The sequence below is a fragment of the Burkholderia sp. HI4860 genome (assembly GCF_002223045.2).
Classification (GTDB): Bacteria; Pseudomonadota; Gammaproteobacteria; order Burkholderiales; family Burkholderiaceae; genus Burkholderia.
In genome coordinates this window covers 3,107,215-3,124,852 of the sequence record NZ_NKFO02000001.1, presented here as the reverse complement: position 1 = coordinate 3,124,852, position 17,638 = coordinate 3,107,215, and the positions used below count along the sequence as shown (strand labels likewise).

Genomic DNA, 17,638 nt, shown 5'->3' with positions numbered 1-17,638 from the left:
GTGCGCCGCACGTCCGCCTCAGCGGCTCGGCGGCGCGGCGGCGAATGAAACCGAAAGGAGGCAACGATGCGAATTCTGGTGGTAGGGGCCGGCGCGGTCGGCGGGTATTTCGGCGGCCGGCTGGCCGCGGCGGGGCGCGACGTGACGTTCCTGGTGCGCGACGGCCGCGCGGCCGCGCTGGCGCGCGACGGGCTGCTGATCCGCAGCCCGCGCGGCGACCTGACGCTCGCGAACGTGCAGACCGTGCGCGCGGGCGACGCGGCTGCCGGCGTCGCGCCGTTCGACCTCGTGCTGCTGAGCTGCAAGGCGTACAGCCTCGACGACGCAATTCAGTCGTTCGCGCCGTTCGTCGGCCCGCAGACGCTGATCCTGCCGATGCTCAACGGGATGCGTCATCTCGACGTGCTGCGCGACCGGTTCGGCGCCGCTCGGGTGCTCGGCGGGCTGTGCGTGATCGCGGCGACGCTCGATCGCGAGCAGCGCATCGTGCACCTCAACGACACGCACGGGGTCACCTTCGGCGAACTCGCGGGCGGCGAATCGCCGCGCGTGCGCGCGGTGGCCGACGTGCTCGGCGGCGCAGGGTTCGATGCGACGCTCAGCGACAACGTGGTTGCGCGGATGTGGGAAAAATGGGTGTTCCTCGCGACGCTCGCCGCAAGCACGTCGCTGTTCCGCGGCTCGGTGGGCGACATTCTCGCCGCGCCGGACGGCCGCCGCCTGCTCGAGACGATGCTCGGCGAATGCAGCGCGATTGCCGAGCACAATGGCCACCGGCCCGACCCGGCCGCCATCGAGCGGATGCAGCGGATGGTGCTGACACCGTCGCCGCTGACCGCGTCGATGCTGCGCGACGTCGAGAACCATGCGCGCGTCGAAGCCGATCACGTGATCGGCGACCTGCTCGCGCGCCGCGACCCGCAGGCGGCCGATGCGTTGTCATTGCTGAGGATCGCGTACAACCACCTGAAGGCATACGAAGTGCGGACGGCGCGCGAGCACGCGGCCGCATGAGCATCGGCGCGGGCGGCCGCCCGGCCATTCCGCGCTGCACAAATTTGCCGTCCGGCGCCCTGTATGGCCGGAATGCGCAAAAAAGTATCGGAAATCAGGCGTAAAGTTGGTGGAGCCGCGCGCTCGATCGACCTACATTGCTTCCCATGCGACCGGTCGCGTCGCCGCGTGAAATGCGCGGTGACGCGCAAGCAGCCGAACAGGCCGGCCAGCGAGACATGGGAATGGAGACGCCAACATGATGCACCCCGATCTGGAAGTGGTCGACGTGCGACGCGACGAGTCGTTCAAGGTCTGGTCGCACGGCTATCCGTACCGCACGATCCGCTGGCACTTCCATCCCGAATTCGAACTGCACCTGATTGTCGCGACGCGCGGCAAGTATTTCGTCGGCGACCACATCGGCTCGTTCGGCCCCGGTCATCTCGTGCTGCTCGGCCCGAACCTGCCGCACAACTGGGTCAGCGACATGGCCGAAGGCGAAACCGTCGAGCGCCGCAATCTCGTGATCCAGTTCGACCCGGCGTTCGTGCGCCGTTGCATGGACGCGTTTCCCGAATGCCGCGACGCGCAGGCGCTGCTCGACGATGCGCGGCGCGGGGTCGGCTTCGACGCGGCCACCAGCGCCGCAATCGCGCCGCTGTTCGACGAGCTGTTGGCCGCGCGCGGCATGCGCCGCATCGCGCTGTTCATGACGATCCTCGAACGGCTTTGCGGAGCGGCCGAACGCACGCTGCTCGCGAGCCCCGCGTACGACCAGGCCGACGTCACGCCCACGCGGCTCAGCCATGCGCTGTCGTACATCGGCAAGAACCTTGCCTCCGAGCTGCGTGAATCCGATCTCGCGCAACTGACCGGGCAGAGCGTCAGCGCGTTCTCGCGTGCATTCCACCGCCAGACGGGCATGCCGTTCGTGCAGTACGTGAATCGTCTGCGGATCGAGTCCGCGTGCCAGATGCTGCTCGCCGACGACGCGAGCATCACCGATATCTGTTTCCAGGCCGGCTTCAACAACGTGTCGAACTTCAACCGCCAGTTCCGCGCGGTGAAGGGGATGGCGCCGTCCGAATTCCGCGCGCTGCAGCGTCTGAACGCGCGCAGCCGCGAGCTCGCGCTGCACGCGGCGCCCACCGGCAATCCGCTGCCGCCGCGCGTCGTCACGCTCGGCGTCCCGGCGCTCGCACCGCAGCCCGGATGATCGCGGGGCCGCGGCCCGCCTGATTTTCCACACCGTTTCACCCAGCGCAATCGCGTCGCCCACGTCGCGAGGGGCGCGTTCAACCACGAAAAAGCCGTACACATAACCGGAGACACCGTCATGACGCATGCATCGCCCGCTTCATCCCCCCGCCGCGCCGCCCGCATGGCGGCGATTGCCGCGCTCGCCGTCGCGGCCTGGTTGCCCGCTGCCGCCGTGCAGGCCGCACCGCTGCGCATCGGCATGACGTTCCAGGAGCTGAACAACCCGTATTTCGTGACGATGCAGAAAGCGCTGAACGACGCGGCCGCGTCGATCGGCGCGCAGGTCGTCGTCACCGATGCCCATCACGACGTCAGCAAGCAGGTGAGCGACGTCGAGGACATGCTGCAGAAGAAGATCGACATCCTGCTCGTGAACCCGACCGATTCGACCGGCATCCAGTCGGCGATCACGCAGGCGAAGAAGGCCGGTGCGGTGGTGGTGGCCGTCGATGCGAACGCGAACGGCCCGGTCGATTCGTTCGTCGGCTCGAAGAACTACGATGCGGGCGTGATGTCGTGCGACTACCTCGCGAAGGCGATCGGCGGCAGCGGCGAAGTCGCCATTCTCGACGGCATCCCGGTCGTGCCGATTCTCGAACGCGTACGCGGCTGCAAGGCCGGGCTCGCGAAATACCCGAACGTGAAGCTCGTCGATACGCAGAACGGCAAGCAGGAGCGCGCGACCGCACTGTCGGTCACGGAAAACATGATCTCCGCGCATCCGAACCTGAAGGGCATCTTCAGCGTGAACGACGGCGGCGCGATGGGCTCGCTCGCCGCGATCGAGAGCTCGGGCAAGGACATCAAGCTGACGAGCGTCGACGGCGCGCCCGAGGCGATCGCCGCGATCCAGAAGCCGAATTCGAAGTTCATCGAGACGACCGCGCAGTTCCCGGCCGACCAGGTGCGCATCGCGCTCGGCATCGCGATCGCGCGCAAGTGGGGCGCGACGGTGCCGAAGGCGATTCCCGTCGACGTGAAGGTGGTCGATCGCGGCAACGCGAAGGGCTTCAGCTGGTGAACGACGTGCGATGCGACGCGAAGGGCGGCGGCACGGCCGGCGCTCTTCGCACGGAGAAGCCGATGGACACGATACTCAGGCTCAGCCACATCACGAAAAGCTTTCCGGGCGTGAAGGCGCTCGCCGACATCGATCTGGAGATCGCGCGCGGCGAGATTCACGCGCTGCTCGGCGAGAACGGCGCGGGCAAGTCGACGCTGATGAAGATCCTGTGCGGCATTCACCAGCCGGATACGGGCACGATCGAGATCGACGGCACCGCCCGCCATTTCGCGGACTATCACGATGCGGTCGCGGCGGGCGTCGGCATCGTGTTCCAGGAATTCAGCCTGATTCCGCACCTCGACGCCGTCGACAACCTGTTCCTCGGCCGCGAGCCGCGCAACCGGTGGGGCGCGCGCGATCGCAAGCGGATGCGGCACGCGGCGGCCGCGATCTTCGCGCGGCTCGGCGTGGCGATCGATCTCGATGCGCCGATCCGCGCGCTGTCGGTCGCGCAGCAGCAGTTCGTCGAGATCGGCAAGGCGCTGTCGCTCGACGCGCGCATCCTGATCCTCGACGAACCGACCGCCACGCTCACGCCGGCCGAGGCCGAGCATCTGTTCGCGATCATGCGCGAGCTGAAGCGGCAGGGCGTCGCGATGATCTTCATCTCGCATCACCTCGACGAGATCTTCGCGGTGTGCGACCGCATTACGGTGCTGCGCGACGGCCAGTACGTGGCGACGACCGACGTCGCGCGCACGGACGTCGAGCAACTGGTACGGATGATGGTCGGCCGCCGGATCGAAAGCAGCTTTCCGCCGAAGCCGGCGCGCGCGGCCGATGCACCGCGGGTGCTGGAGGTCAACGAACTGCAGATCGAGCGCGGCGGCCCGGTGAATCGCTTCACGCTGCATGCCGGCGAGATCCTCGGCTTCGCCGGGCTGGTCGGCTCGGGCCGCACGGAAACCGCGCTCGCGGTGATCGGCGCGACGCGTGCACACCGCAAGGACGTGCGCGTGCGCGGCACGGCGGCGAAGCTCGCCGATCCGGCCGACGCGCTGCGTGCGGGCATCGGCATCCTGCCGGAGAGCCGCAAGACGGAAGGGCTCGTCACGTCGTTCTCGATCCGCGACAACATCTCGCTGAACAACCTCGGCAAGTACCGGTCGATGCGCTGGCTGATCGACCGTCGCGGCGAAGCGCGCACCACGCTCGACGTGATGCGGCGCGTCGGCGTGAAGGCGCCGTCGATCCACACCGAGGTCGCGACGTTGTCCGGCGGCAACCAGCAGAAGGTCGTGATCGCGCGCTGGCTGAACCATCACACGTCGGTGCTGATCTTCGACGAGCCGACGCGCGGCATCGACGTCGGCGCGAAAGCCGAAATCTACGGGCTGATGCGCGAACTTACCGCGCGCGGCTACGCCATCATCATGATCTCGTCCGAGCTGCCGGAAATCGTCGGCATGTGCGATCGCGTCGCCGTGTTCCGGCAGGGCCGCATCGAGGCGACGCTCGACGGCGACGAGATCGATCCCGACACGGTCATGACCTATGCCACGGCCGGCACGCGAGGAGCGACCCATGAACCTGCCTGATTCTTCTTCCACGCCTTCCACGACGCTCACGGCCTCCGCCGGAAACGGCGACGCACGACCGCCACGCGCGAGGTGGGCGCAGCTGCGGCGCTCGACGCTGTTCTATCCGCTCGTCGGCCTGATCGTCGTCTGTATTGCGATGATGATCGCGAGCCCGAGCTTCCTGTCCGCCGCGAACCTGGAGAACGTGCTGCGCCAGGTGTCGATCAACGCGATCATCGCGGTCGGCATGACCTGCGTGATCCTGACCGGCGGGATCGACCTGTCGGTCGGTTCGGTGATGGCGCTGTCGGGCACGCTCGCGGCCGGGCTGATGGTCGCGGGTGTGAACGCGGTTGCCGCGCTCGCGATCGGCATCGCGGTCGGCTTTGGTTTCGGCTTCCTGAACGGCGTGTTCGTCGCGTTCGCGGGGATGCCGCCGATCATCGTCACGCTCGCGACGATGGGCATCGCGCGCGGCCTCGCATTGATCTACACGGGCGGCTATCCGATCGACGGCTTGCCCGACTGGGTCGCGTTCTTCGGCAGCGGCAAGGTGTTCGGCATCCAGGCACCCGTGCTGATCATGCTGGTGGTCTATGCGATCGCGTGGCTGCTGCTCGACCGGATGCCGTTCGGCCGCTACGTGTATGCGATCGGCGGCAACGAGCAGGCGACGCGGCTCACCGGCGTGCGGGTCGCGCGCGTGAAGCTGATCGTCTACACGCTGGCCGGGCTCACGTCGGCGCTCGCCGCGATCGTGCTGACCGGGCGCCTGATGAGCGGGCAGCCGAACGCGGGCGTGGGCTTCGAACTCGACGCGATCGCGGCCGTCGTGATGGGCGGCACGTCGATCTCGGGCGGGCGCGGCGCGATCCTCGGCACGCTGGTCGGTGCGCTGCTGCTCGGCGTGCTCAACAACGGGCTGAACATGATCGGCGTGAACCCGTATGTGCAGAACGTGATCAAGGGCGGAATCATCCTGCTCGCGATCTACATCAGCCGCGAACGGTCGCGGTAACGACCGATTCATCAGTCATCCAGATCATCCACGAAAGAGACAACTCATGACGACACCCGAAGCCCCGCCGCGGATGACCGCGGTCGTCTGCCACGGCCCCGAGGACTATCGCGTCGAACAGGTCGCGAAGCCGCGCCCCGGCGCGAACGAGCTCGTGATCCGCATCGCCGCATGCGGAATCTGCGCGAGCGATTGCAAGTGCTATACGGGCGCGAAGATGTTCTGGGGCGGCCCGAGCCCGTGGGTGAAGGCGCCCGTGATTCCCGGCCACGAATTTTTCGGCCATGTCGAAGCGCTCGGCGACGGCGCGGCCGAGCATTTCGGCGTGGCGGTGGGCGACCGCGTGATCGCCGAGCAGATCGTGCCGTGCGGCAAGTGCCGCTATTGCAAGTCGGGCCAGTACTGGATGTGCGAAGTGCACAACATCTTCGGCTTCCAGCGCGAGGTGGCCGACGGCGGGATGGCCGAATACATGCGCATTCCGCCGACCGCGATCGTCCACAAGATTCCGCTCGGCGTATCGCTCGAGGATGCCGCGATCATCGAGCCGTTGTCGTGCGCGATCCATACGGTGAACCGCGGCGATGTCCAGCTCGACGACGTGGTCGTGATCGCCGGTGCGGGCCCGCTCGGGCTGATGATGACGCAGGTCGCGCACCTGAAGACGCCGAAGAAACTCGTCGTGATCGACCTGATCGACGAACGGCTCGAACTCGCGCGCGAGTATGGTGCGGACGTGACGATCAACCCGACGCGCGACGACGCGCGCGAGATCGTCCGGTCGCTCACCGACGGCTACGGTTGCGACGTCTACATCGAGACGACCGGCGCGCCGGTCGGCGTGAGCCAGGGGCTCGACCTGATCCGCAAGCTCGGCCGCTTCGTCGAATTCAGCGTGTTCGGCGAGGATGCGACCGTCGACTGGTCGATCATCGGCGATCGCAAGGAGCTCGACGTACGCGGCGCGCACCTGGGGCCATACTGCTATCCGATCGCGATCGACCTGCTCGCGCGCGGGCTCGTCACGTCGAAAGGCATCGTCACGCACGATTTCGCGCTCGAGGACTGGGACGACGCGATCCGCGTCGCGAAATCGCCCGAATCGATCAAGGTGCTGCTGAAGCCGGCCCGCTGACGGCCGGCGTGCGCCTCACCGGAGACATCATGGAATACGTCATAGGCGTCGACATCGGCACGCAGAGCACCAAGGCGCTGCTCGTCGACCGGCATGGCACGATCGTCGCGCGGCGCTCGGCCGGCTACCAGCCCGATACGCCGCGCCCGCTGTGGGCCGAGCAATGGCCGCAGGTGTGGTTCGATGCGGTGCTCGCGTGCATCGCCGGCTGCGTGAGCGATGCGCGCGCGCAGGGCGTGCCGGCCGATGCGATCCGCGCGGTGTGCGTGGGCAGCCTGTACGGCGGCTCGGGCATTCCGGTCGACATCGACATGCGGCCGCTCCATCCGTGCCTGATCTGGATGGACCGGCGCGCGACCGCGGAAGTCGACTGGATCGACGCGAACGTGAACGTCGAGCGGCTGCGCGTGATCACGGGCAACGGCGTCGACAGCTACTACGGCTTCACGAAGATGCTGTGGCTGCGCGACCAGCGGCCGGACGTGTGGGCGAACGTGCGCTATTTCCTGCCGCCGAACGCGTATGTGATCTACCTGCTGACCGGCGAGGTCGCGGTCGATCACAGTTCGGCCGGCAATATCGGCGGCGTGTACGACGTCGCGCGCCGCGAGTGGTCCGATGACGCGCTCGACATGCTCGGCATTCCGGCGACGATGATGCCCGAGCGGCTCGTCGAATCGACGGACATCGTCGGCGGGCTGTTGTCGCAATGGACGGAGCCGCTCGGGCTGCCGGCCGGCACGCCCGTCGTCGCGGGCGGCGTCGATGCGGCCGTCGCGACCTTCGCGGCCGGCGCGACGCGCACGGGGCAGCATGTCGCGATGATCGGCACCAGCATGTGCTGGGGTTACGTGAGCCCGCACGTCGATGCGCGTCACGGGCTCGTCAGCATGCCGCACGTGTTCAACGGGCAGCGCGACCTGTACGTGTTCGGCGGCGCGATCACGGCCGGCGCGTCGGTCGCCTGGTTTCGCGACCAGTTCTGCCACGCGGAAATCGATGCGGCGCGCCTGCTGCCGCACGGCGATCCGCACGTGCTGCTCGAGGAAGCGGCCGAACGCGTGCCGCCGGGCGCCGACGGCGTGCTGTTCCTGCCGTACCTGATGGGCGAGCGCAGCCCCGTGTGGGACGCGAAGGCGAGCGGCGCGTTCGTCGGGCTGAGTCTCGCGCATACACGGGCGCACCTGTATCGCGCGGTGCTCGAAGGCGTCGCGTTCGCGTTGCGGCACAACATCGAGGCCGGCCGACGCGGCGCGGTGGCTTTGGATGACCGGCTGATCGTCGTCGGCGGGGCCGCGCATTCGGCGCTGTGGATGCAGATCATCGCGGACGTGACGGGCTTTCCGGTGTGGACGATCGAGCAGGATGTCGAAGCCGCGATGGGGGCCGCCTTGCTCGCGGGCGTCGGGGCAGGGCTCGTATCACACGACGACGCGCAAGGCGGCTGGGTCACGCTCGTCGAGCGCGCACGGCCCGATGCCGAACGCGCGAAAGCGTACGCGGCGCGCTTTGCGCTCTACACGGCGCTGTATCCGGCGCTCAAACCGATCATGCACGGGTTGCACACGCCATCATGAAGACACGATTCGATTTCGGCGGTTCGCGGGTGCTCGTCACGGGGGCATCGAGCGGGATCGGGCGCGCATGCGCGGTCGCGCTGGCGCGGGCGGGCGCGCAGGTCGTCGCGGCCGGGCGCGACCTGGCCGCGCTCGATGCGCTGGCCGGCGAGGCCGCGTGCGAGACGATGCGGCTCGACGTCGGTGGCGACGAGCATGCGATCGATACGGCGCTCGCCGCGCACGAGGCATTCGACGGCCTCGTGAATTGCGCGGGGATTGCATCGCTCGAGTCGGCGCTCGACGTGAGCGCCGCGCACTTCGATCGCGTAATGGCCGTCAATGCGCGCGGCGCAGCGCTCGTTGCCCGGGCCGTCGCACGGAAGATGATCGCGCGCGACGCGCGTGGCGTCGCGCAGGCGCGGGGCAGCATCGTCAACGTATCGAGCCAGGCCGCGCTCGTCGGGTTGCCCGCGCATCTGAGTTACTGCGCGTCGAAGGCGGCGATGGATGCGATCACGCGCGTGCTGTGCATCGAACTCGGGCCGCACGGCATTCGTGTGAACAGTGTGAACCCGACCGTCACGCTCACGCCGATGGCGCAGTTCGCGTGGAGCGAACCGGAAAAGCGGGCGCCGATGCTGGCCGCGATTCCGCTCGGGCGATTCGCGGAGCCGGGCGAGGTCGTCGAACCGATCCTGTTCCTGCTCAGCGATGCGGCGTCGATGGTCAGCGGTGTGTCGCTGCCGATCGACGGCGGGTATACGGCGCGCTAGGCAACGTCATGCGGCGATGGCGCATGACGACGGGAACCGCGCGGCGAATGGGTGGAACGGTCGCCTTGCGGCTAGACCGGATCCTTGCTCGGCGGTCCGTCCGGTTGCTGCGGGTTGTCGTGATGGCCGGGCGGCGACGACAGCGGATCGTCCTCCGGGTCGCGGTTCGGGTCGGCCGGTGGCTCGGGCGTCGGGGTCGTGTGATCGGTCATGGTGAACTCGCGCAGTGCGTGACGGCGGTGGCGCGGCAGGGGCGCCTCGTCTCCGTTATAGCCAATCGGGTGCGCGTTTGCAGCGGGATTGTGGCGACGGGTGGTCTGTCGTCGGTGCAAGCCGCGGATGGACGAGTTTCAGCAGGAGCCCGCTGGGCTCGGCGCTGGCGCTGCTTTGCACCGCGCGCGTGGTGCGATCCCGGTCAGCGCAAATCCGCCGGTGTATCGACGTCGCGCACGATGCCGGGATCGTCGACGTCGAGCAGCCTGACCGCCGCGCTGGCGAACAGCGCGCGGGCGCCCGTGTCGCCGTCGAGCGCGGCGAGCGCATCGAAATGGTGCGCAGCGAACCCGACCGGATGGCCGCGCACGCCGCGGTGCGCGGGTGCGACGATCGACGCGTCGTCGGCGTCGAGCGCGCGCGTGACCGTTTCGTAGGTGGACGCCGCGATCCACGGCATGTCGCCGAGCGCGACGAGCCAGCCGTTCGCGTCGGGCGTCGCGCGTACGCCGGCCGCGAGGCTCGCGCCCATGCCGCGCACGGCGTCGGGCGCATAGACGACGTGGCAGCCGGCTTCGTTCAGCAGCATCGCGAGTTTTTCGGCACCGGGACGCACGACGGCGATCACGTCGGCCGTGGCCGCCGCGAGATGGCGGGCGGCCGCGACCGCCACCGGCGTGCCGTCGGGAAGCAGCGCGAGCAGCTTGCTGTGCAGGCCGCTCGGGTCGAAGCGCTGACCGAGGCCGCCCGCGAGGAGGACGCCGGTGGCGAGTGACGCATAGGACATCGGCGCGGGGGAGAGTGATGCAGGTGCTGCGATTGTGCGGGAGCGGGCAGCGATCGACAAGTGAGGATGTTACCGAGCCGGGCGCGTTTCGTCGGAAAGAATGTCAGCGTGAGGCTTCGTCGAGCATGGTTTCCTCGACGGGGCCGTAGATGGCGTGCGATTGATCGTGCATCACGGCCCAATAGCGGTCGCCGAACGACCAATGCCACCATTCCGACGGGTAATTGGTCAGGCCGGCGCCCGACAGCGCGGTGATCAGCACCTGACGGTTGCGGGCGGCGGCGCGGCTGATGAACGGGTTGTGCGTGTAGCACGCGCCGGAGGATTCCTGGTCGGTGGCGTTCATGATGCAGCCCATGTCGAGCTCGATGCCTTCCGCCGAGATCAGCGTGAGGTCGACGGCTGCACCCGTTGGGTGCGCGGCGACTTCCGGCGGCGCGACGTGGTGGCTCGTCAGGGCGATCAGCGCGTCTTCGTCCGGAAGCGGATTCAGCGTGCGGCGCAGATGCGCGAGGTGTGCGGAGAAGGAGTCGCGCTGCAGGGCCAGCGGGCGATAGCCTTCCTTGACGTACAGGCGCAGGCCGGCGGGGAGCGCGTGCGCTGCGGCGATCAGCCGTTCGGCCACGCCACGACGCACTTTCAGGAAATGCGGGCTTCTGCTTTCGATGTCGCGGCGGCCGAGATCGACGGCAATGCGTGCATGGAAACCTGCGAGATCGACAAACCCTTCGTGCGACTCCAGCAGGGTAATGGACCGGACAACGGGATCGGAGAGCGAAATCACGATAGTGGACGAAGTGGCGCAATGACGGTTGCGGGCCACGTCCGGCTGGCAGCAGGAAGCGCGGTTGCGCGAGGCCGGGTGCTCGTGGTTGATTGGGTCAGACGAATCGCCAATATGCCAGAGTCCGGTGGAGGATGTGTCGCGGTTTCCGCTGCGGGGGCGTGAGCCTCTTATCCTCGCGTATCGATGGTCGTGCCCGCGTGGACGCCGTCGTTTCGCGTGTCGTGTGGCGGCGCCTCCCAACCGCTTTCCTCGATTGGATCGACGGGACCGTCGTAGCGCACGACCGAGCCGCGCAATACGTCCAGCGGCTGCCTTGCATATCGTTGGTTACGCATCCGCCCACTTCCTCAACAGGTTGTGATAAATCCCCGTCAACGAGATGACCATCGGATCCTTCGCGCCTTTCTCGGCGGACAGCGCCTGAATTTGCGTATCGAGCTGGAACAGCAGCGTGCGGTCGCCGTCGTCGCGCACCATGCTCTGAATCCAGAAGAACGACGCGACGCGCTCGCCGCGCGTCACGGGCGTGACGTGATGCAGGCTCGACGCCGGATACAGCACGAGGTCGCCCGCCGGCAGCTTCGCGCGATGGGTGCCGTACGTATCCTCGACACACAGCTCGCCGCCATCGTACGCATCGGGTTCTTCGAGAAACAGCGTCGCCGACAGATCGCTGCGCACGCGGAAATCCGTGCCGCGCAGCAGCCGGATCGCGTTGTCGACGTGCGTGCCGAACGTCTCGCCGCCTTCGTAGCGATTGAACAGTGGCGGAAACACCTTGAGCGGCAGCGCCGCCGAGAAGAACAGCGGATGACGTGCGAGCGCGTCCTGGATCGCGTCACCCACCGCGCGTGCGGCCGGCGCGCCTTCCGGCAATTGCCGGTTGCGTTTCGCGAGCGCCGACTGCGTGCCGGACGTCGCATTGCCGTCGATCCATTCGGCCGCATCGAGCAGTTCGCGACATTGCGCGACCTGTGCTTTCGTCAGTACGCCGGGGATGTGAAGCATCATGATGCGGTGTCCATACAATGTGGCTGCGGCTGTGGTGGCAACTGCAGCGCCGCCGCACGAAACGCGTCGATCGGCGACGACGCGAGATACGCGAGCATCTTCGCGACGAACGCGGGTGTCGCGGTGGCCGGCACGCGTGCAAGCCACGCGAGCGCTTCGTCGATGCGCCCGCGCTCGGCGAGCAGCCGCGCAAGGTTGAACTGACCGCGGAAGTCGCCGGCCACGGCGGCGCGTCGATAGTGGTCGAATGCGGCGTCGCGGTCGACCGGTACGACCCAGCCATCCTCGTAGAAGCCGCCGATCAGGTTGATCGATTTCGCATGGCCGAGCGCGGCCGCGCGCTGGAACCAGTCGAGCGCCTCGGCGCGGTTCTCGTCGACGCCGTTGCCGAGCGCGAGCGCCGTCGCGTAGTTGTACATGCCCCAGTCGAGCCCTGCCTGCGCGGCGAGCCGGTACCAGTACACGGCAACCGGCGCGCACGCGGCCGTGCCCCAGCCGAACTCGTAGCAGCGGCCGAGCATGTTCATCGCCATTGGGTGGCCGGCGCGCGCCGCGTGCCGGAACCAGTCGAACGCGGCTGCCGGATCGCGCGCGACGCCGTGCCCGTCGAGCAGGTATTGCCCGTAGACGGCCTGGGCATCGACGATGCCGTTGTCGGCCGCCGCCGCGACCCACGCGGCGGCGCGCTCGGGCGGCCCGGCCAGGATGTCGGCGAACTCGCGCGGCGAAACCGACGCGAGCGCCTTCAGCGACACTGCCTCCATCGATCAGTAGCGCGCGTTCAGCGTGACGAACGCCGAGCGGCCCGGTGCGATCGACGCGTAGTGCGCCGGATACGCCTGGTCGAAGTAGGTGCGGTTGAACAGGTTGTTCACGTTCAGCTGCAGGTCGAGCTTCTTGTTGATGCGGTACTGCGCCATCGCATCGAAGCGCCAGTACGATGGCACCGCGTGCTGGTTCGCGGGGTCGCCGAACACCTGCGACATGTAGAACGCGCCGCCGCCGACGGTGAACTTCGGCGTCACGTCGTAGTTCGACCACATCGTGAAGCTGTGCTTCGGCGTGTTCGGGAAGCGGTTGCCGTTGTTCGCCGTGTCCTTGCCGTTGTCGCGCAGTTCGCTCTTCATGTACGTATAGCCGCCGAACAACTGCCACTGCTTCGTGATCTGGCCCGCGACGCCGAGCTCGAGACCCTGTACGCGCTTGTTGCCGACCATCGCGTACTGGTTGTTCGGCAGTGTCACGCGCGCGTTGGTCGTATCGATCTGGAACAGCGCGGCGGTCAGCGCGAGCTTGTCGTTCAGCACGTTCCACTTCGTGCCGAGCTCGATGCTGCGGTTCTTCTCCGGCGCCAGCTGATCGGCGTTCGAGCCGACGCCGCCGCGGCCCGGCGTGAGCGACTGCGTTTCGCTGCCTTCGCCGAGCAGCATGCCGGCCGGCGTCGACGACGTCGCGTACGACGCATAGATGCTGCCGTTCTGCGCGGGCTTGAACACGAGGCCGGCCTGCCAGTTCACGAGCGTGTCGTCACGCGTGGTGGTCTTGCCGCCGTTGGCCTTGGTGTCGGTGAAGCGGGTCGAGTAGTCGTCGATGCGCACGCCGCCGTTGACCTGCCAGCGCGGCGTGATCTCGATCGTGTCGAAGCCGTAGATCGACTTCGTCACGGTGCGCGCATGCGCGTAGTCGTTGTTGCGCGTGATCGAGCCGGCCCACGGGTCGTTCGGGTTCGGCGACCACAGGCTCGTGCAGTTGTAGCCCGACGCCGCGCCGATGCCGTTCTGGCAGATCTTGCCGTTCGCGGCGGCGACGTTGTACGTGTCGCGCTTGCCCCATTCGCGCGACAACTCGATACCGGTCGTGAAGCTGTGCTTGAACGGGCCGGTGCGGAATTCGCCGAACAGCTCGGTCTGGTTCGCGATGCTGTTGATCGCGCTGTCGCGGGTGTTCGCGCGCCGCCAGACCTTGCCGTTGACCACGTTGCCCTGGCTGTCGTCGGGCTGCGTCCAGATGTAGTCCTGCGTCGATTCCGTATAGCGGGTGGTGTTGCGGATCGTCAGCGACGACGTGAGGTCGTGCTCGATCTTCAGCGTGCTGATGTCCGACGTCGTCTTGCGGAAATCGCGGTTGGTCAGGCCGTAGAAGTTGTGGCGGTCGACGGGCGCCGGGCCGTCGGTGGCGACGCCTTTCGGGAGGTTGAAGCCGTAGTAGTACGGGATGCCGCCGTCGGGCAGGTCGTCCGTCTGCAGGTGGTAGTAGCTCGCGACGACGCGCGTCGACGTGCCGAGGCCGAACGCGATCGACGGGGCGACGCCCCAGCGCTCGTTGTTCACCGCGTCGCGGCCGGCGACGTCGTTGTTGTGGCTCATCAGGTTCAGGCGGAACGCGGCGTGGTCGGCGAACTGCCAGTTGCCGTCGGCCGTGAAGCGGCGGTAGCGGTCGGTGCCGAGGCCCGCGCTCGCGGCGGCGGTGGTGCCGAGGTGCGGGGCCTTCGTGATCAGGTTGATGCTGCCGCCCGCGCCGCCGCGGCCACCGTATGCGCCGTCGGAACCCTTGGTGATCTCGATGCGCTCGGTGTTGAAGATCTCGCGCGTCGTCGCGCCGGTGTCGCGCATGCCGTCGACGAACATGCTGCCCTGCGTGTCGTAGCCGCGGATGAACGGACGATCGCCGAGCGGGTTGCCGCCTTCGCCGGCGCCGAACGTGATGCCGGGTACGGTGCGCAGCGCTTCGGTCAGCGTCGACGCGCCGCTGTTCTGGATCAGTTCCTGCGGGATCACCGTGACGGACTTCGGCGTGTCGACGAGCGGCGCGGTGAATTTCGCCGAAGCGGAGAAGTCGGCCTTGTAGCTGTGCTCGGCCTTGCCCTGGACCTCGATCGGCGCGAGATGGCCTTCGGTGCCGGCCGGGGCGGGCGGCGGCGTGCCGTCCGCCGCGAAGGCCGGGCTTGCGGCGAGCACGCTGCACAGGGTGGTGAATTTGCCGAGCTTCAGCTCGTCGGGACGTGACTTCATGGTGCGCTTCGACCTCGCGGTGTGGCCCCGGGGGCGGTGCGCTACGGAAGTGTGCATGCCGCCGGGAATTATTACGATTTGTTTTCAGGCGGCATTCTATGTAATTTTTTATTGAATGAGAAGCGTTCTTGTTAGCGTTGATAAGGAAAGTGTCAACTAATGTGACGGGGTGGCGGTGGGGCGCGCGGGGCGGTGTTGATGGCCGAAAGACCAGCTGTGGCGGGCGTGTCTGGCGGGGTAGAGTGGTTCTGTCGCGGATCGCCCGCCATGACATCAAAGTGCTAATATGACTGCATTGAAAGCAAATGTAGTGAGGTGCATCATGCCTGTGATTACGGTTCGAAACCTGCCCGATGAAGTGCACCGTGCGCTTCGGATTCGCGCGGCCCAGCATGGGCGCAGCACCGAAGCCGAGGTGCGGGACATCCTCGAGCAGGCCGTTCTTCCGGGCGGCCGGCTCAAGCTGGGGACGCTGCTGGCGGAAATCGGACGGGAGGCGGGCGGTGTCGATTTCGACACGCAGCGCGACAAGACGCTAACCGACCCGATGAGCTTCGAATGATCCTTGTTGATATGAACGTGATGTCCGAGCCGTTGCGGCGCGAGCCGAGCGCGGCCGTGATCGAGTGGCTCGATGCCCAGAACGTCGAAACGCTGTTTCTGGCTGCGATCAGTCTCGCCGAAATGCGCTTCGGCGTGGCGGCGTTGCCGGAAGGTCGCAGGCGCGACTGGCTTCATCAAAGCATCGAGCAGCGTGTCGTGCCGCTGTTTCGCGGTCGGATCCTGCCGTTCGACGAGGTGGCGACGAAAGCCTATGCCGGCATACGCGCGCGGGCCCGTGCCGCGGGCACCGCGATCGCGCCCGCCGACTGCTTCATCGCCGCGACGGCCGAGGCGAACGGATTGATCATTGCGACGCGCGACGTCGCGCCATTCGAGGCGGTCGGCCTGAGGGTGATCGATCCGTGGGCGTCCTAGGCGCCGTTTGCTCACCTGTCACCGCCCAAAAAATAAAGCGCGCCGGGCTGCCCGGCACGCTTTCCGTTGAACGTAGGGGCGCCTGACTGGCTCGCCCCCGCAGTTCCTTCTCAATCCACCCCGTGAAACACCGCATCCTCCGGCCCGAGATACGCCGGCGGGCGCCACGTCGCGTCGCGCATCGAATGCTGGACGAGGTTCTCGACGCCGAGCAGCACCGCGAAGATCGCCATCCGCACCGGAATGCCGTTGTCGGTCTGGCGGAAGATCGCGAGACGCGGGTCGCGGTTCAGGTCGACCGACAGGTCGTTCGCGCCGGGCCGGCTGTCGCGCGGCAGCGGGTGCATGATCAGCGTGTCCGGCTTGCATACCGAATCGACGAGCGCCTGGTTGATCTGGAAGTCCGGCGTGTAGCCTTCGAACGACTCGTCGGTGAAGCGCTCCTTCTGGATCCGCGTCGCATAGACGACGTCCGCGCCGCGCAGCCCGGCTGCGAGATCGGTCGTCTGCTCGATCACATGGCCGTTCGTCGCGATCTGGTCGACGATGTAGGTAGGCATCTCGAGCGTGGGCGGCGACACGAGCGTGAACTTGAGCCCGCGGTACAGCGCGAGCAGCTTGACGAGCGAGTGCACGGTGCGGCCGTACTTGAGGTCGCCGACCAGCGCGATGTGCGCGCCGTCGACGATCTTGCCGAGTCGCGAGAACTCGCGCTGGATCGTATAGAGATCCAGCAGCGCCTGGCTCGGGTGCTCGCCGGGGCCGTCGCCGCCGTTGATCACGGGCAGGTTGGTCGCGCGCGCGAACTCGGCCACCGAGCCTTTCTCCGGATGGCGGATCACGAGCGCGTCGACATAGCCGGCCATCACGCGGCTCGTGTCGTAGATCGATTCGCCCTTGGCCATCGACGAGAACGTGAAGCCCGTCGTGTCGCACACCGAACCGCCGAGCCGGCAGAAGGCGGCGCCGAACGACACGCGCGTACGCGTGCTGGCCTCGAAGAACAGGTTGCCGAGCACCGCGCCTTCCAGCACGCGCGAAATCTTGTGGCGGCGCGCGATCGGCTGCATCACGTCGGCCACGCGAAACAGCGCCTCGACCGATTCCCGCGAGAACTGGTCGACCGACAGCAATTGCGGCTTGCCCTCGAAAAAGAACTGCTTGGCGAGCCCCTGGTTATCTACGCTTTGCGTATATCCTCCGCCTTCCGGTACCGAGCGCTCGACGATTTCCGATACGAAGCGTTCGACGATCTCGGGCATCCCGCGCGATTCCTGCGAATCGTCGGGCAGCAGCCAGGTATCGAGCGCGCGCCGGCTCACACCGATGCGGCTGGCGAACGCTTCGCGCGTCATGTTGAGGCGGCGCATGGCGTCGCGGAGGAAGGCTTGCTGGGGAACGGTCATCGGCGGCTCCTGACGAAAAATATACGCGGTGCGTATATTAGTTCGTGGCACGTTGAAGTCAAGGAAAATCTGCGCGAACCGGCTGTGTGGCCCATGTGACAGGCGGCGGGTTCGGACT

At 67.4% G+C, this 17,638-nt stretch carries 17 protein-coding genes; 10 read left to right on the top strand and 7 right to left on the bottom strand.

What is annotated here, in order from left to right; all coding sequences use genetic code 11:
• The first annotated feature begins 66 nt into the window (after positions 1-66).
• From panE to CFB34_RS13855, 8 genes are all read left to right on the top strand, one after another.
• Positions 67-1,014: a 2-dehydropantoate 2-reductase gene (gene panE / locus CFB34_RS13890; protein WP_089441994.1), complete on the top strand. Its 948-nt coding sequence runs from the start codon at positions 67-69 to the stop codon at positions 1,012-1,014.
• 238 nt (positions 1,015-1,252) lie between these two features.
• The gene (locus CFB34_RS13885; protein ID WP_089441995.1) at positions 1,253-2,212 is read left to right on the top strand and encodes an AraC family transcriptional regulator; all 960 of its coding nucleotides are present in this window, start codon (positions 1,253-1,255) and stop codon (positions 2,210-2,212) included.
• Positions 2,213-2,332: 120 nt separating this feature from the next.
• Positions 2,333-3,277, top strand: coding sequence for a substrate-binding domain-containing protein (locus tag CFB34_RS13880; protein ID WP_046548304.1), 945 nt, complete (start codon positions 2,333-2,335; stop codon positions 3,275-3,277).
• A gap of 62 nt (positions 3,278-3,339) precedes the next feature.
• On the top strand, positions 3,340-4,860 hold the full coding sequence (locus tag CFB34_RS13875; RefSeq protein ID WP_089442226.1) for a sugar ABC transporter ATP-binding protein: 1,521 nt from the start codon (positions 3,340-3,342) through the stop codon (positions 4,858-4,860).
• On the top strand, positions 4,847-5,860 hold the full coding sequence (locus CFB34_RS13870) for an ABC transporter permease (protein WP_089441996.1): 1,014 nt from the start codon (positions 4,847-4,849) through the stop codon (positions 5,858-5,860). The genes CFB34_RS13875 and CFB34_RS13870 overlap by 14 nt, the downstream gene beginning before the upstream one ends.
• 46 nt (positions 5,861-5,906) lie before the next feature.
• The gene (locus tag CFB34_RS13865) at positions 5,907-6,995 is read left to right on the top strand and encodes an alcohol dehydrogenase catalytic domain-containing protein (RefSeq protein WP_089441997.1); all 1,089 of its coding nucleotides are present in this window, start codon (positions 5,907-5,909) and stop codon (positions 6,993-6,995) included.
• Positions 6,996-7,024: 29 nt separating this feature from the next.
• Positions 7,025-8,572: an FGGY-family carbohydrate kinase gene (locus CFB34_RS13860; RefSeq protein ID WP_089441998.1), complete on the top strand. Its 1,548-nt coding sequence runs from the start codon at positions 7,025-7,027 to the stop codon at positions 8,570-8,572.
• On the top strand, positions 8,569-9,327 hold the full coding sequence (locus tag CFB34_RS13855) for an SDR family oxidoreductase (RefSeq protein WP_089441999.1): 759 nt from the start codon (positions 8,569-8,571) through the stop codon (positions 9,325-9,327). Before CFB34_RS13860 ends, CFB34_RS13855 begins: the two co-directional genes overlap by 4 nt.
• 71 nt (positions 9,328-9,398) lie before the next feature.
• Here the strand turns inward: CFB34_RS13855 and CFB34_RS13850 are convergent, their stop codons facing one another.
• The 6 genes from CFB34_RS13850 to CFB34_RS13825 all read right to left on the bottom strand — a co-directional run bounded on the left by CFB34_RS13850 (position 9,399) and on the right by CFB34_RS13825 (position 15,136).
• The gene (locus tag CFB34_RS13850) at positions 9,399-9,539 is read right to left on the bottom strand and encodes a hypothetical protein (RefSeq protein WP_021158153.1); all 141 of its coding nucleotides are present in this window, start codon (positions 9,537-9,539) and stop codon (positions 9,399-9,401) included.
• A 203-nt stretch (positions 9,540-9,742) separates the two neighbouring features.
• A complete protein-coding gene (locus tag CFB34_RS13845; RefSeq protein WP_089442000.1) occupies positions 9,743-10,327 on the bottom strand; it encodes a nucleotidyltransferase family protein in 585 nt (194 codons plus the stop codon).
• A gap of 103 nt (positions 10,328-10,430) precedes the next feature.
• Positions 10,431-11,111 (bottom strand): M15 family metallopeptidase, encoded by a 681-nt coding sequence (locus tag CFB34_RS13840; RefSeq protein WP_242808611.1) that lies wholly within the window; start codon positions 11,109-11,111, stop codon positions 10,431-10,433.
• A 330-nt stretch (positions 11,112-11,441) separates the two neighbouring features.
• A complete protein-coding gene (locus tag CFB34_RS13835; RefSeq protein WP_089442002.1) occupies positions 11,442-12,125 on the bottom strand; it encodes a Fe2+-dependent dioxygenase in 684 nt (227 codons plus the stop codon).
• Positions 12,122-12,889 carry a tetratricopeptide repeat protein gene (locus CFB34_RS13830; RefSeq protein WP_089442003.1) on the bottom strand — a complete coding sequence of 256 codons (768 nt, stop codon included), beginning with the start codon at positions 12,887-12,889 and terminating at the stop codon, positions 12,122-12,124. Before CFB34_RS13830 ends, CFB34_RS13835 begins: the two co-directional genes overlap by 4 nt.
• Positions 12,890-12,892: 3 nt before the next feature.
• Positions 12,893-15,136, bottom strand: a complete 2,244-nt coding sequence (locus CFB34_RS13825) for a TonB-dependent siderophore receptor (protein ID WP_089442004.1) — start codon at positions 15,134-15,136, stop codon at positions 12,893-12,895.
• A 322-nt stretch (positions 15,137-15,458) separates the two neighbouring features.
• On the opposite strand from CFB34_RS13825, the gene CFB34_RS13820 reads away from it, so the two are divergent.
• On the top strand, positions 15,459-15,698 hold the full coding sequence (locus CFB34_RS13820; protein WP_089442005.1) for an Arc family DNA-binding protein: 240 nt from the start codon (positions 15,459-15,461) through the stop codon (positions 15,696-15,698).
• Positions 15,695-16,114, top strand: coding sequence for a PIN domain-containing protein (locus tag CFB34_RS13815; protein ID WP_089442006.1), 420 nt, complete (start codon positions 15,695-15,697; stop codon positions 16,112-16,114). The genes CFB34_RS13820 and CFB34_RS13815 overlap by 4 nt, the downstream gene beginning before the upstream one ends.
• Positions 16,115-16,224: 110 nt before the next feature.
• Here CFB34_RS13815 and CFB34_RS13810 read toward each other — a convergent pair whose 3' ends face one another.
• Positions 16,225-17,520 (bottom strand): aspartate carbamoyltransferase, encoded by a 1,296-nt coding sequence (locus tag CFB34_RS13810; protein ID WP_089442007.1) that lies wholly within the window; start codon positions 17,518-17,520, stop codon positions 16,225-16,227.
• Positions 17,521-17,638 lie beyond the last annotated feature (118 nt).